Origin of the sequence: Streptomyces aureoversilis, assembly GCF_042657885.1 — a bacterium.
Taxonomy (GTDB): domain Bacteria; phylum Actinomycetota; class Actinomycetes; order Streptomycetales; family Streptomycetaceae; genus Streptomyces; species Streptomyces aureoversilis.
This window is the reverse complement of the sequence record NZ_JBHSKJ010000001.1, coordinates 296,187-310,071: the sequence shown is the minus strand read 5'-3', so window position 1 is coordinate 310,071 and position 13,885 is coordinate 296,187. Positions and strand designations below refer to the sequence as shown.

14 protein-coding genes are annotated in these 13,885 nt (G+C 74.0%); 7 read left to right on the top strand and 7 right to left on the bottom strand.

All coding sequences use genetic code 11. The features are described 5' to 3' along the window. Positions 1 to 21: 21 nt before the first annotated feature. Together ACFPP6_RS01205 and ACFPP6_RS01200 are read left to right on the top strand one after the other, a co-directional pair. Positions 22 to 339 (top strand): trypco2 family protein, encoded by a 318-nt coding sequence (locus tag ACFPP6_RS01205; protein WP_382035954.1) that lies wholly within the window; start codon positions 22 to 24, stop codon positions 337 to 339. Further along, positions 336 to 2,558: a trypsin-like peptidase domain-containing protein gene (locus tag ACFPP6_RS01200; protein WP_382035952.1), complete on the top strand. Its 2,223-nt coding sequence runs from the start codon at positions 336 to 338 to the stop codon at positions 2,556 to 2,558. Before ACFPP6_RS01205 ends, ACFPP6_RS01200 begins: the two co-directional genes overlap by 4 nt. 45 nt (positions 2,559 to 2,603) lie before the next feature. Here ACFPP6_RS01200 and ACFPP6_RS01195 read toward each other — a convergent pair whose 3' ends face one another. After that, positions 2,604 to 3,722: a questin oxidase family protein gene (locus tag ACFPP6_RS01195; RefSeq protein ID WP_382035950.1), complete on the bottom strand. Its 1,119-nt coding sequence runs from the start codon at positions 3,720 to 3,722 to the stop codon at positions 2,604 to 2,606. Between the two features lie 69 nt (positions 3,723 to 3,791). Here ACFPP6_RS01195 and ACFPP6_RS01190 point away from each other — a divergent pair, with 69 nt between their 5' ends. Together ACFPP6_RS01190 and ACFPP6_RS01185 are read left to right on the top strand one after the other, a co-directional pair. Then, positions 3,792 to 4,283, top strand: a complete 492-nt coding sequence (locus ACFPP6_RS01190; RefSeq protein ID WP_382035947.1) for a MarR family winged helix-turn-helix transcriptional regulator — start codon at positions 3,792 to 3,794, stop codon at positions 4,281 to 4,283. A 92-nt stretch (positions 4,284 to 4,375) separates the two neighbouring features. Further along, entirely contained in the window at positions 4,376 to 5,359 is a 984-nt protein-coding gene (locus tag ACFPP6_RS01185) for a hypothetical protein (protein ID WP_382035945.1), read from the top strand. A gap of 59 nt (positions 5,360 to 5,418) precedes the next feature. On the opposite strand, the gene ACFPP6_RS01180 is transcribed toward ACFPP6_RS01185, so the two are convergent. Beyond that, entirely contained in the window at positions 5,419 to 6,981 is a 1,563-nt protein-coding gene (locus ACFPP6_RS01180; protein WP_382035942.1) for a hypothetical protein, read from the bottom strand. A gap of 299 nt (positions 6,982 to 7,280) precedes the next feature. Between ACFPP6_RS01180 and ACFPP6_RS01175 the strand changes: the two genes are divergently transcribed. Then, entirely contained in the window at positions 7,281 to 7,949 is a 669-nt protein-coding gene (locus tag ACFPP6_RS01175) for a hypothetical protein (RefSeq protein WP_382035940.1), read from the top strand. A 122-nt stretch (positions 7,950 to 8,071) separates the two neighbouring features. Here ACFPP6_RS01175 and ACFPP6_RS01170 read toward each other — a convergent pair whose 3' ends face one another. Then, the gene (locus tag ACFPP6_RS01170) at positions 8,072 to 9,613 is read right to left on the bottom strand and encodes an SDR family oxidoreductase (protein ID WP_382035937.1); all 1,542 of its coding nucleotides are present in this window, start codon (positions 9,611 to 9,613) and stop codon (positions 8,072 to 8,074) included. Positions 9,614 to 9,740: 127 nt separating this feature from the next. Between ACFPP6_RS01170 and ACFPP6_RS01165 the strand changes: the two genes are divergently transcribed. Both ACFPP6_RS01165 and ACFPP6_RS01160 read left to right on the top strand, forming a co-directional pair. After that, positions 9,741 to 10,607: an ATP-grasp domain-containing protein gene (locus tag ACFPP6_RS01165; protein WP_382035934.1), complete on the top strand. Its 867-nt coding sequence runs from the start codon at positions 9,741 to 9,743 to the stop codon at positions 10,605 to 10,607. 60 nt (positions 10,608 to 10,667) lie between these two features. Beyond that, a complete protein-coding gene (locus ACFPP6_RS01160; RefSeq protein ID WP_382035931.1) occupies positions 10,668 to 11,102 on the top strand; it encodes a hypothetical protein in 435 nt (144 codons plus the stop codon). A 28-nt stretch (positions 11,103 to 11,130) separates the two neighbouring features. Here the strand turns inward: ACFPP6_RS01160 and ACFPP6_RS01155 are convergent, their stop codons facing one another. The 4 genes from ACFPP6_RS01155 to ACFPP6_RS01140 form a co-directional block, all read right to left on the bottom strand. Next, positions 11,131 to 12,381, bottom strand: a complete 1,251-nt coding sequence (locus tag ACFPP6_RS01155; RefSeq protein ID WP_382035928.1) for a DUF1266 domain-containing protein — start codon at positions 12,379 to 12,381, stop codon at positions 11,131 to 11,133. A 118-nt stretch (positions 12,382 to 12,499) separates the two neighbouring features. Next, a complete protein-coding gene (locus ACFPP6_RS01150; protein ID WP_382035925.1) occupies positions 12,500 to 12,880 on the bottom strand; it encodes a hypothetical protein in 381 nt (126 codons plus the stop codon). Positions 12,881 to 13,017: 137 nt separating this feature from the next. Continuing rightward, the gene (locus tag ACFPP6_RS01145; protein WP_382035922.1) at positions 13,018 to 13,458 is read right to left on the bottom strand and encodes a protein-tyrosine phosphatase family protein; all 441 of its coding nucleotides are present in this window, start codon (positions 13,456 to 13,458) and stop codon (positions 13,018 to 13,020) included. Next, a complete protein-coding gene (locus ACFPP6_RS01140) occupies positions 13,455 to 13,835 on the bottom strand; it encodes a MerR family transcriptional regulator (protein ID WP_382035920.1) in 381 nt (126 codons plus the stop codon). Before ACFPP6_RS01140 ends, ACFPP6_RS01145 begins: the two co-directional genes overlap by 4 nt. Positions 13,836 to 13,885: the final 50 nt, after the last annotated feature.

Genomic DNA, 13,885 nt, shown 5'->3' with positions numbered 1-13,885 from the left:
GATGCGTTGGGGTCCGGGGACATGGAGCTCGCCGAGGCGGTACAGGCCGTGCGCGACGAGTTGATGAATGCCGCCGCTCAGGGCGCCGGAAGCGACGTCACCTTCAAGGTGGGCCCGATCGCACTGGAGTTCACCGTCGAGCTGCGCAAGGACGCCCGTGCGCGGGGCGGGATACGCGCCTTCGTCGTCTCCGGGGAGACCGACGCCGGCATGAGCCGGACGCGCACGCACCGCGTGTCGCTCACCCTCGAGCCCGTCCGGGCCGACGGGGCGCCCGTGCTGATCTCCGACGACGACGAGGGTGACGTGTCCGGCCTCGCCGGTGCCGGTTCGCTGTGAGCGGCACCTTACGCGCCGGCCGGCCGGTGGGCCCCGAGCACAAGCGCGTCGCCGCCGTGCAGATCACCGGCGGCCGGGGCAGCGGCTATCTGCTGACGCCGCGGCTGGTCCTCACCGCCGCCCACGTCGTCGGGGACGCGCCCGAGGCGCGGGTGACGGTGGTGGGCGGCACGGGCAGCCACGACGCCCGGGTGGTGTGGCGCGGAGAGGGGGCGTGCGACGCCGCCCTGCTGCTCTCCGGCAGCGACCTCGTCCGGCCGGAGACCGCCGGCCGGCTGTCCCCGGTGCACTGGGCGCGGCTGACGGACGACTCACCTCTCCGCGGCTGCCAGGCCATGGGCTTCCCCCGCGCCCAGCACGACAGGTCCCGGGGCGTGGACATCGAGCACATCGAGTGCGCGCTGCGCCCCGGGTCGGGCATCGTCCGCAACCGGTACGTCCTGGATGTCAAGGACGTCTCGCCCGAGCTGGCGAGCGGCAATTCGCCGTGGGAGGGCATGTCGGGCGCTGCGCTCTTCGCCGACGGGCTGCTGCTGGGCGTCGTGGCGGAGGCTCCCCGCAACTGGCGGCACCAGCGGCTGGAGGCGGTCAAGGGCAGGACCCTGCTCGACGACGCGTCCTTCGCCGAGGTCTTCACCCGCCATGCCGGGGCCGCGCCGTTCGTCACCGAACTGTCGCCGGCGACGCGGACGCGGAAGCCGCTCGCCCTGGCCGGTGCGCTGCACTCGGCGCCGCGGGACCTCGCGGAGACCGTCCGCGCGCACTGGACCGCCGCCCGGCAGCAGTTCTTCGACCGTACGGGCACGCCGACCGAGCCCGCCGACGGCCGGCGCGATCTGCTGGCGTGGCTGCAGCAGTTCGACGACCCGTTCACCGACGACGTCGAAGGCCGGCGCAACCTGATCGACCGCCGGCTGACGAATCCGGACGTGACACCGGACCTGAAGGTCCTGCGCCTGCTGGGCTGGCTCGACCCGGACGGGCAGGCGGTCTGGAAGGGCGCCGGCGTGACCATGGAGTCGCTGGCCACGGCGTGCCTGGAAGGCCGCCTGGACACCGACGGCCCGGCGGCGGAGGTCTACCGGGACCTCTGCGCGGGCGGGTTGCTGGACGCCCTGGCCGCCTTCACCGAGCTGGGCGGCCTGCGCGGGGTGCAGGAGGCGTGGGACGACACCTGGGAGACCTGGCGGCAGGTGGCCGGGGCGGTCCACTTGCCGGCTCCTGCCCGGGAGTGGGCCGGGGGCGGCGCGCGGGGCTTCCTGCTGGCGGCGCTCCTGCCCGGTCCCCTGGCCGGGGAGCGGATCCGTACCGCCCTCGGGCGTGTGGTGCCTCCCGCCGCCGGAACAGTCGGATGGTACGACGAGCTGTGCGCGGCGGGCGGCGACCCGGACTCCCCCGTCGGACGGCTCGTGCGCGCCGACTTCGCCGCCTACGCCGCGGTCGATGCGGAGCGGCTCGCGCAGCAGGCGGCACACGAGGCGAAGCGGCGGGCCGAACGAGCCGCACGCGAGGAGGAGGCCCGTGCCTTCGCGGCCGCCCATGCCGAACACGAGCGTCAGTGGGCCGCCTACGAGGCCGCCCGGTGCACACCCGCCGCCCGGCTGGGGGCGGCCGTCCGCGTGACGCTGTGGCTGGGGGCCTGGGGCGTGCTGCCGGTCTCGGCGGCCTGGCTCGTATGGGGCATGACGTGGCCGTCCATGGCCGCAGCGATCTCCTGGCACCTGCCCTTGCTGACCCTGTCGGCCTACGCCGCACGGCTGCCGAAGGCCGTACGACTGGGCGCCGCCTATCAGCCGCCTCTCCGGCGCCCGCGGATGTGGATCCCGGCCGGCCCGGCGACTCTCCGGGGAGGCCTGCTGAAGGCAGGTTTCGTGTTCGGCACGGTCCTGGTGGCCGGGGTGGTGCTGCACGACGTCGGCCGGATCCTGATGACCGTCTTCTTCGTGTGCCTGTGCGTCGTGGTGTTTCAGTTCGCCCGCCACGAGGAGGGCGAGGTCTCGTGGACGCTGCGCGACTGGGACGACGAGCACCGGGCGGGCCTGCGGGCCCACGTGACTTGGCAGCAGGAGGCCGAGGCCCGCCTGGTGAACACCCGCCCCTCGTCGGCGCGGGAGCGGGCGGATGCCTACCAGGCCCTCCTGAGGGGCTTCGCCGAAGGCGGCATCGACATCGCCGTCCACCGGCGGCAGCCGCGCTCCACCGGCCGCGACGGCGGCTAGCGGCATCACCTGCCGTGCAGGCGCCGCCGAAGGCCCCGGCGGCGCTCAGACCCCTCGCACCCCGCCACCGTCGTCCAGGCGGGCGATCCGCCGCTGCGCGGCGTAGGCGGCGGCCGGGTAGCGCGGGTCGGGGCGCAGGGCGTACTCGCGCAGGCACGCCTCGGTGAACTTGATGACGTGCTCGTCGCCGTGTTCGGCGGCCCGGGCGCCCAGTTCGTCCAGCGGGGGCAGGTCCCGCGCTTCCGAGCGCCAGGCGTCCGTGCCCTCCTCGCGCCGGTCGGTGGTGAAGGCCAGCAGGAAGGCGGTGTGCACCTGCCAGAGCCGGGCCAGGGTCGGTTCGTGCAGTTCGTGCGGCAGGTGCGGGAGCACGATGCGGACGGCGGCGGGGGCGGTGACGCCGTGGACCAGCGGGACGGGGTACACCTCGGGGTGGCCGAGGTAGACGTCGGCGAACTGGAGGGTCATCTCGCTCAGCAGCCGGGGCGCCTGCTCCGGGGCGAGCCGGCCAAGCGACTCGTCGTAGCCGGGCAGCCGGTCGAGCGTGTCCAGGCGCCGGCGGGCGGTGCCCGGGCCCATCGGGCCGTCCGGGGCCACGCGGGGCAGTGCGGCGACCGCGGCGGGCAGGTCGTAGGAGCCGCCGAGCCTTGGGTAGCCGGGGAGTTCGGCGTACCGGGCGGCCCAGTAGGCCAGACCGCGGGCCAGCTCGTTCAGCTGGAGGGAAGTCGGCTTGCCGGTGGCCGCGTACAGGCCGCGCACGGCGTGGGCGGTGCGGATGAGGCCGTGGGTCAGGCCGGCGAACAGGCCCGGGATCAGGCGCGGCCACCAGCGGGCGAGGACCTCGCGCCAGTGGGCGTCGGCCAGTTCGCGGGCGAAGAGCCGCTCCCAGTCCCCGGCCCGGTCGAAGGCCCCGAGGGCGGGGCGCCACGAGGACTCGTCCGCGGGGTCCAGGGCGAAGCGGGCGGCCGGCGGCTCGTGGTGCTCCATCGCCTTGCGGTAGCGCACCACCCAGCGGGCGACCTCGTCCTCCTGCCCGAGCAGGGCGAGCGCCTCGGCACCCATGGGGCCGTGGTTGGCGAGGTCGACGCCCTGCCCGCGCTCGTAGCCGAGGTCGTCCATCCGTTCCAGAGCATCGTTGAGCGCATCGCTGTAGCTGATCGACGTCATGGCGAGACCCTTCGATTATTCTTCGATTATCCAAATAGTTTGGAGATCGAAACCATATACACTCGTAGTATGCAGCACACCCCAGAGGCCGGGAAGGCCCCGCGGAAGCCGACACCGGCCGAGCTCGAAGTCGTCGGCCTCGTACCGCTGTTGGAGCCGTTCTACCGAGGATCGGTGGTACGGGGGCTGATGCCGGCACCGCTGCGCGAGGCCATGGAGACCCACGGCCTGACCCCCCGTCACGGCGCGGTCCTGCCCCAGCTGCTGGCCGGGCAGCCGCTGACCGTCAGTGAGATCGCCCGGCGGCTCCAGGTGTCGCTGCCCACCGCCAGCGACCTGGTCGGCGGCCTGAGCCGGGCCGGGATCGTGGAGCGGGCCGAGGACCCGGCGAACCGCCGCCGCGTCCTGGTGTCCCTGGCCGAGGAGTTCCGCCCGCCCCTCGAAACCTTCATCGTCCGGCGCACCGAGCCGCTGCTGCGTGCCCTGGACGGGCTGTCGGCCGACGAACGGGCGGGGTTCCTGGCCGGGCTCACGGCCTGGGTCCGCGAGGTGCAGAAGTAGCCTCCGCCGGCGCGGGACGGCGCGGGCGAAAGGCCCGCGGAGCCTTCCGGCATGATCGGAGCCTGCCCGGAGAACCACGAAAGAGGTACGCCTTGCCCGCACCGGCCGTGTCCCCGACAGCCGAGTCCCTGATGGCGGAGGTGCCGGCCCTCGCGGCCCACGCCCGCACGGCGACGCTGCTGAGGCCGTCCGAGGGCGCTCCCGGCGTCCGGGACAGCTCCGCCGGCGGGCCCCTGCTGTGGCCGGAGGGCAAGCCGTGGCCCGTGTGCCGGGCGCCGCATGCGGTGCAGGTGCGCGAGAAGCTGACGGACGACGAGCGCGAAGCCTGGCAGCGGATCGACCGGGCGAGGCGGGAGCACCGTCGCCGCAACCCCGGCCGGTCGTACCCGGTCACCGAGGAGGACGCCCGCATCCAGGAGCAGATCATGGCGGGCGCATCGGGGCTCGACAAGGTCACGTGGGAACGGATGCGCTGGGTGCAGGACACCTCGGGCCCGGGCGTGCCGATGGTGCCGGTCCTGCAGCTGTACGCCCGGGATGCCCCGGCAGCCGTTCCCTGGCCGGACGGCGCGGACGTCCTGCAGATGCTGTGGTGTCCGAACGAACACAGCGACCCGCCCGGCCAGCCGCGCTACTGGGGACCCACGGTCGCGCTGCGGTACCGCTCGTCATCCTGCGCAGGGACGTTGCCCGACCCGCCGCGGCCGGACCGGGCCGACGACTGCTACCTGCCCCGGCCCTGCGTCCTCGACCCGCTGGAGGTCACCGACCTGCCCGACGAGAACGAGATCCCCGAAGACCTCTGCGCCGAGGGCGACCGCTGGGCGGAGGCGCACGGCGTCGAGTACCACCGCACGCCGGCCTGCCGCCCCGGCTGGAAGGCCGGCGGCTGGCCCAGCCGGCACCTCACCGGCCTCGTCCCCGTCGACTGCTCCTGCGGCGCCCGCATGCGGCTGCTCCTGACCGTGGACAGCAGCCACGACGGTCCGTCCGTCACCGTGGGGCGCCACGGCGAGCTCCGCGTCTTCACCTGCCCGGCGGACCCTGCCCACCCCCTGAGCCTGAACATCCAGTAACGGAGCCTCGTTCAGAGCCCTTCCGGCCCTTCCGCCTCTTCCGCCTCTTCCGGCCCTTCCTATTCTTCCGGCCGGTCGAGCACGAGGATCCGTCCCTCGGCCGTTCCGATGAACACACCCCCGCCCGGTGCGACGCTCAGGCTCATGGGAGTGAAGTCGTGCGCGTCCACGGCGGTCGGCCGGCGGCGTACCACCTCGCCGTCGTCCGGCCGCAGGGTCAGCAGTTCCTTCGCGCCGGTCACCGCGTAGAGGAGCCCGCCCCCTGCGTCCACCGCCCGGACCTCGGCGTCCATGCGGTGCGCCCACACCACCTCGCCGTGGGGGAGCGCCCGGCGGAGCAGGAACGGCCCTTCGGCGGTGGTGGCGACGTGGACGACCCCGGGTCCCGGGCCGTCCTCGACGTACACGCCGGGCCCACCACCGATGCGTCCGGCGGGGCACTCCTCCCACCGCAGCGGGAACAGGGGCTCGATGCCCCGGGGAGAGGCCTCGACCACCCACTTCTCGGGAAGGGGCTCATCGCCGTCGCCTTGCAGGAACAGCAGGTGCGGAGAGCGGCGGATGCCGAACTCGAAGGACCTGTCGCACTCCCCCAGCGCCACTGTGCCCAGCTGACGGCCCGTGGGCGTGAACACGGGCGTCTCGGAGGGCGGCCACCTGGCCGGCGGGAACAGGTCGCGCGAGTCACGGGCCGCCCACGCGCCGTCGGTCCGCGCGGCGAGCCGGGCCGGGAAGTCGACCTGGTGCTCGGCGACGACCGTGCCGTCCGCGAGGTCGACCCGCTGGAGCCGCGTCCGCCTGTTGGAACTGTCGCCGACGAGCACGGTGACCCACGCCGTGTGTTCGTCCGGCGCCACGTACATCTGGCAGCCGGAGCGCTGGAAGGTGTCCTCGGGCACGGGCACGGACCACAGCAGGGAGCCCTCGGGCGACCAGCACTCCAGCAGGCTGCTGCTGAGCAGGCTGCAGAGGACCCGGCCGTCCCTCAGCGCCTCCACCGCCATGACGGTGTCGCGGAACACCCACGTTCGCCCCGCCTCGGCGGCCAGGGCGACGAGGCGGTCACCCACCCGGTAGCCGGGTTCCGGCGGCGGGCCCCAGTCCACGTCCACGTCCTCGTCCGCAAGGGCCTTCCGCGCCTCCAGGTCGATCTCGCCGTCCTCGACGCCCAGCCATGCGTCACGCTCGACGACGCACTGCGCAAAGGCGTCCTCGCCGTCCCGCTCGTAGGAGACGTCCGGTACGGAGAAGGTCACTTGCAGCCTGCGCTCGTCGAGCCACCGCAGCGCCGTCACGCCCGCGCCGGTGACGGGGAAGGAGACGAGGCGCCGCGTCTGCGGCTCGTAGAGGAACAGGCCTCCCCTGCGATTCCACTCCTCGCCCCCTTCGGTGGAGATCGCGAACAGCGGGAGGACCGGGTGGAACGCAAAGGCATCCACGTATTGGTCGACCTCCACGAGGTCCCACAGGGAGAAGTCGCTCTTCCTGTAGAACGCCACCCGCGACCCGCCGCCGGGCCCCGTCCCGGAGGCCTGCGTGGCCAGCCAGAGCCCGTCGGCGCTCACCGCGGCCCAGTGCGGACGGCCGGCTTCGAGAAACGGTTGGTCAGGTATCGCGCGCATCCCCGCATTCTCGGGGACGTCCGGACCGGCTCGTGCAACCGGGCCGTTCCGGACGGCCATCGGACGGGAACAAGCCACCCCTAACGGACTTCTCTCCTCCCCGTCGGAGGGGCCGGGATCCTTGAACGGTTCCGGTCGACGGACTGACCGCAGGGGCGAGGAGCCGCATGTTCAGGTGGGGGAAGCCGGCGGATGAGGAGCCACTGAGGAAGCTCGGAGAGGCCATAGCCGACGTGCGGGGCGAGTTGAGCAAGACGCTCCGGGACGGGTTTCACGAGCTGTGCAGGAAGAATGACGCTTTGCGTCAGGAGCTCGGCGGCGGCCTGGGCGGCAGACTGGGTGAGCTGCACGAAGAGCTGCGCGATCTGCGGCGCACGCTGACGGAGGTGCGCGAGGACGTCGCGGAGACCCGCCGCGAGAACGAAGCGCTGCGGCAGGAATTGCGGGCCGCCTGCCGGGAGGCCGGCGAAGATCCCGCCGGGCCGCGCAACACCGTACGGGCACGGCGCCCCGATCCCGTGCCTGCCGCGGACCCGGGCGTGGAGGCCGGCACGGCCGTGGAGCCGGAGGACGGTGGGAAGACACCGGAGAAGCGGCTGGAAAAGGCCGCGGGAATCGGCGCCGCGGAGCTGGTGTGCCACCGCGACACCTGGGCGTTCATCGTCGAGCAGGCCACGCGGAACGCCCACTTCAGGGTGCCGGGCGAGGTTTTGGCCGGGGAGGACGGCCAGGCGCGCGTCATCGTGTCCGGGCGCAGTCTGATGGCGATCCTCACCGCCCTGGACGCCGTCGTGCATCAGGGTCCCGGCGGCGATCCCGGCGACTGTGCTCTGGCGAGGAAGTTCTCCGAGCGCATCGGCAAGGTCGTGGACACCGTCGGCCCCGACGACCGCCAGGGCGCGGGCCCGGGGCAGGCGGCCCGGGGCCGGACGGTGATCGTCATCGACGACCGTCCCGGCCGGTCGTAACCGATGAGCCCGGGTCGTGACCGATAAGCCCGGGTCGTGACCGGGTACGCCAGGTCGTGGCCGGTCCGCCTCGCACGGACCGGCTCCCCCGGCCTCCCTCGCTCCGGCCCGGGCCTGCCCCTTCACTCCACCCCGGGCCGCGCCGCCTCCCGCAGGGCACGCCGCGTGATGTTGCGGGCCATGCCGCCGAAGACGATCGCGTGGAAGGGGGACACGCTCCACCAGTAGGCGTGTCCGGCCAGCCCGTGGGGGCGGAAGAGGGCCCGCTGCCGGTAGGTGGAGCGGGAGGGGCCGTCGGGTGTGACGGTCAGCTCCAGCCAGGCCCGGCCGGGCAGGCGCATCTCAGCCCGCAGCCGCAGGACGTGGCCGCGTTCGATCTCCTCCACGCGCCAGAAGTCCAGCGAGTCGCCGAGGCGCAGCGCGTGCGGGTCGCGCCGGCCGCGGCGCAGGCCCACGCCGCCGGCCAGCCGGTCGAGCAGGCCGCGCAGGGACCAGGCCAGGGGGAAGGAGTACCAGCCGTTCTCGCCGCCGATGCCCTCGACCACGCGCCACAGTTCGCGGGCCGGGGCCTCGATGTGCGCTTCGCGGCGGTCCTCGTAGAGCGTGCCGCCCGACCAGTCCGGGTCCGAGGGCAGCGGGTCGCTGGGGGCGCCGGGCAGGGAGGCGGAGGACCAGCGGGTGGCCACGTCCGTGTCGCGCACCCGCTTGAGGGCGAGGCGGACGGCTTCGTTGAAGCCGATCGGGCCCTCGGGAGGGGCGGGGGCGTAGCGGGCGAAGTCGTTCTCGCGGCAGATGACTTCGTGGCGCAGCGACTCCACCAGCGGGCGGGCGATCGAGGCGGGCACCGGGGTCACGAGGCCGACCCAGAGGCTGGACAGGCCGGGGGTGAGGGCGGGCACGGGCAGGATGAGCCGGCGGGGCAGCCGGGCCACGGCCGCGTAGCGCATCATCATCTGCCGGTAGGTCAGCACGTCCGGGCCGCCGATGTCGAAGCCGCGGTTGACGTCGGGCGGGAGCCGGGCGGCGGCGAGGAGGCAGCGCAGGACGTCCCGCACGGCGACGGGCTGGATGCGGGTGGCGACCCAGCTGGGGGTGACCATCACGGGCAGTCGTTCGGTGAGGTAGCGCAGCATCTCGAAGGAGGCGGAGCCGGAGCCGATGATGACGGCGGCCCGCAGCTGGGCGGTGGGCACTCCGCTGTTCAGCAGGATCCGTCCGACTTCGGCGCGGGAGCGCAGGTGGGGCGAGAGGTCGCGTTCGGCCACCTGGCGCGGGGCGAGCCCGCCGAGGTAGACGATCCTGCCCACTCCGGCCGTCTTCGCCGCCCGGCCCACCGCGAGGGCCGCCCGGCGGTCGGTCTCCTCGAAGTCCGCTCCGGTGCCGAGCGCGTGCACCAGGTAGTAGAGGACGTCGACGCCCTCGCAGGGGCCCGCGAGGGTGTCCGGGCGGGTGACGTCGCCCCGGACGGCCTCGACGCGGTCGGCCCACGGCTGGTCGCGCAGCCGGCGGGGGTCGCGCACCAGGCAGCGCACCCGGTATCCGGCACCGAGCAGGACGGGCACCAGCCGGCCCCCGATGTAGCCCGTGGCCCCCGCGACCAGCACCAGCGGCGCCCGCCCGGTGCTGCCGCCGGGCCGGGAGGGCCCCTCCCGCGTCGTCTCCATACCCCCACGCTCTCCCGGAACGGTCGTTCCGCGCAGGCGAAGCTGGGCCTTCCGGGTGTCCGGCGGGGCCTTGCCCGCGCGGAATGCGGTTGCCCCCGCCCGGGGCACGGCGGCTAGGGTGCCGCGCATGGCACCCTTGATCGTTTTCTGCAGCGACCCGCTCGGCTCCCGGCGGGCGGACCCGCACTTCGCCGACGAGGCCCGCGCCGCCCGCGCGCTGGGGCTGCGGACCGCGCTGCTGGATCACGACGCGCTGCTCGCCGGGGACGTCTCCGGCGCGGTCCGCGGCGTGCCGCGCGGGGCCGGGGCCGCCTGGTACCGGGGCTGGATGGTGCCGTCCGGGCGGTACGCGGAGCTGGCCTGTGCGCTCGCCGACCGCGGGGTCACGCTGCTGACCTCGCCCGGCGCCTACCGCCGGGCGCACGAGCTGCCGGGCTGGTACTCCACGCTCGCCCCCGTCACCCCGCGGAGCGTGTGGCTGCCCGCCCGTCCGGGGCACGCCCCGGGCGCCCGCGAGCTCGCGGCCCTCACGGCGCCCCTCGGCGGCGGGCCCGCGATCGTCAAGGACTTCGTCAAGTCCCGCAAGCACGAGTGGCACGAGGCGTGTTACGTACCGGACCTCGCCGACACGGAGCGGCTGGGCGCCGTGGTGGCCCGCTTCGTCGGGCTTCAGGAGGAGTTCCTCGCGGGCGGCGTGGTGATACGGGCCTTCGAGCGCTTCACGGAGGGCGGCGAGGCCCGCGCGTGGTGGGTCGACGGGCGCCCCGTCCTCGTCACGGCCCACCCGGACCGGCCCGACCTGCGGCCCGCGCCGGTCCTCGACGCGGTGTCACCGCTGGTCGCCGCCCTGGACTGCCGGTTCGTCACCACCGACCTCGCGCTGCGCGAGGACGGGGTGTGGCGGGTGGTGGAGGCCGGGGACGGGCAGGTCAGCGACCTGCCGCGGGGCGTCGATCCGGGAGTGCTGATGGCGGCCCTGGCCGGGGTGCGGTAGCCGCGGACGGGCCGCGGCTCTTCATGCGAGCGGCCCGGACACCGTGTGTGATCATGACGCATGCTCTTCGTTCTCATCATCCCGGCGATGCTGGTCCTGGCGGCGGCCCTCCTCCACCTGGCCCTGCACGCCCGGCGGCGGATCCGGGGCGGGCACCGGCCCCGTCTGGCGAGTCCCAAGCCCCTGGCTCTGGTGTCCGTGGCGGCCCTGAGCTCCGCGTTCCTGGTCTTCAGTTACGCGGAGGGCACGTACTCGCCCGGGCTCTGGGGAGACAAGACCTGCATGTTCACCATGGGCGTCAGGGCCCACCCGGAATCCTCCAGCCTCTTCCCGCTCAGCACGGTCTGCAGCGGCATGGAGATCGTCCCGGCCTGGGTCAACCCCACGCTCGTGGCCCTGACCGCTCTGGCGGCGGCGACCCTCGTGGCCGTGCCCGTCGCCTACGTGGTGCGCCGGCGTACCGTCAGCCCGCGAAAGGCGACGGTCGGCTCTTGAAGGGCACCTTCGCTCTTGAAGGGCACCTTCAGCTCTTGAAGGGCACCGTCCGCCACGGGCTCTCCGGGTCCGTGGTCAGTGCCCGGTGGGCGTCGAGGACCGTCGTGTACCAGGGGCCGAACTCCTCCTCGTCGAAGTGCAGGCAGCGGCCCAGGACGTAGCCGGCCGAGAACTCCTCCCACGAGTCGTAGGCGGCCTGCGCCTCCCGGGACGCGTGCTCGATCGCCGTGTGCATCTCGGCCTCCGTGGCGTACCGCGCGCCCCGGCCCCAGCGGGCCATCTTGGAGCCGCGGCCTATGTCCCAGGCGGCGATCGTGCGCACGAAGCCGTCCGGCGGCAGGAGCCCGTCGGCGCGGAAGCGCGCCTCGTAGCGCAGGATCTCCCCCACCAGGGCGCGCAGGTGGGCCACGAGACCGGCGAGCTCGGCGTCGTCCGCGGCGGCCCCGCCCTCCTGGGCGCGCACGCGCAGCGTCGACTCCACGGTGCCGCGCCATTCCGCGGGATCGACGCGGCCGCCCCTCGCGCGGGCGAGCGCACTGCGCGCTCCCAGGACGAAGTCCCAGTACCAGGGGCTCACGTCCCGGCCGAGGAGCCGCTCCTGTATCGAGAGCCAGTCCTCGCGGCCGTGCACGCCCCAGCTGTCGGCGATCCGCTCCACCTCGCCGCGGTAGCCCATGCCGTGCCAGTGCGGGGTGTTCCACGCGTCGCCGTTGGCGAAGCACAGGTGGGCGCCGCAGGCCAGGCCGTGCAGCAGCGGGCCGGGCGCGGGGGCGCCGGTGCGCCGGGTCACCACACGGTCCATCAGCCCGTCCGAGGAGAACAGCTCGTGGTGCAGGTCCAGCCACACGTCGCGTTCCTCGTCGCTGATGAGGAAGTACTGCTCGCAGGGCGTGGCCGGGTTGACGGCGAGGACCTCCACGTCGCCGGGGACGATCTGCGCGAGCGCGCCGAGGGTCGCGTACTCGTAGACGAGGAACGGGTGCGGGCGCGGCAGCAGACCCGGGGTGTAGACCTGTGCGACGGTCTGCCCGTCGGGGGTCTCGATGGTGAGCATGGGGCGCTCGTCCTCGGCGGCGGCCTGCGCGTGGTCGAGGCGCACGGGGTAGTACACGCCCTCGATCGCGAGCGTGCGGAGGTACGCGTACGCGTTGTCCGCCCGGCTGAGCTTGTACAGGTACTGCTCCAGATCGGTGGGCGCCTCCCAGCGGGAGCCGTCCTGCGGTGCCGGGACGAGCGGGAAGAACTCGTCGTGCGCCTCGTCCTGGGCTGCCGCGTGCATGGGACTCCTCGTGGTTCCGTTCCGGTCCGGGCCTGCTGACGGCCTCAAGATCGCCTGAGTACGGTAGCGGCGGCCTCTCCGCGTCGGGAAAGCGGGGGCCGTGGCCGCGCGGGGCCGGTCAGGTCGTGAACTGGCCCAGGATCAGCATCGTGGTCAGCAGGACCACCAGGGCTCCCAGCCCGTAGGCGCCCACCCGGGCGCCGCCCCGGGGAAGGAAGATGCCGATCACCGTCCCGAGCGTGACGATCGGAACGGCGCCCCAGGCGACGGTGATCCCGCCGAAGAAGCGCAGCGGGCCGCGGACGCCGTCCTCGCAGGAAGGGCAGGTGATGGCGAGCAGCGGTCCCACCACCCCGACGAAGGCGCCGACCGCGAGGACGGCCACCGCGACGACGGCGAGCCAGATCCAGTCGCCGGCGGTGCGCCGCCGGGGGACTCCGGGACGGCTCGGGCCGGGGGCGGGGGCGCGGGTGTCGGACGCGGTGCTGGTGTTCTCCATGTGCCGGACCCTACGAAACCGCGCCCACCGGCGGACATCCGCCTCCGTACTCAGATCGTCCCGGTCCGGGATCTGAGTACCTGACCGCCCGCGGCCGTGCCGTTGCGCGGTGTTGTGTGCCGTTGCGTGCTGTTGCGTCAGGCGGCGAAGCGGCGGACGTAGCGCTTCTGCCAGGGGGTTTCGACAGCGTGCCGGTCGTAGTGACGGCGTACGAATTCCACGGCGCCCTCGGCGGGGACCCCGTCCAGGACGGCGAGACAGGCCAGCGCCGTGCCGGTCCGGCCCCGGCCGCCGCCGCAGGCGATCTCGACGCGCTCGGCCGCGGATCGCTTCCACGCCTCGTGGAAGGCGTCACGGGCGTCCGCGGCGCTGCGCGGCAGCCGGAAGTCCGGCCAGGGCAGCCAACGGGCCTCCCACGGGACCTCGGGCGGCTGCTTCCCGAGCAGGTACACGGCGAAGGAGGGCGCCGGGCCCGCGGGCAGGGGCCTGCGCAGCCCACGGCCCCTGACGAGGCGTCCGGAGGGCAGTTGCAGAACGCCGGGGTCCCCCGGCGTCCACGTCCGGGCCCCGTCCGTCACGCCGCCACCTCCGGGCTGCGGTCGGGGCGCACGGCGTCCAGGTACTCCGACACCGCGTCCCTGTTGCGGATCAGGCACTCGATGCGCTCGGTCATGCGGTCGCGTTCGAGTTCGAGGGTGGCCAGCATCTCCGGCGTCGCGTCGGGGAAGTGGATGACGCGGGGCTTGTCCAGGCAGGGGAGGATCTGCTTGATGATGCGCGTGGGCAGCCCGGCGTCGAGCAGCCCCCTGATCTGCAGGACGCGGTCCACGAGGCGCTCGTCGTAGTGGCGGTAGCCGTTCGGGGAGCGCTGGGAGACGATCAGCCCCTGCTCCTCGTAGTAGCGCAGCAGCCGGCGGGACGTGCTGGTGCGTTCCGACAGCTCCCCGATCCGCATGATCCGCCCTCGCAGTCCGTCGGCTCGACCCCTGACACACGTGTGATCGT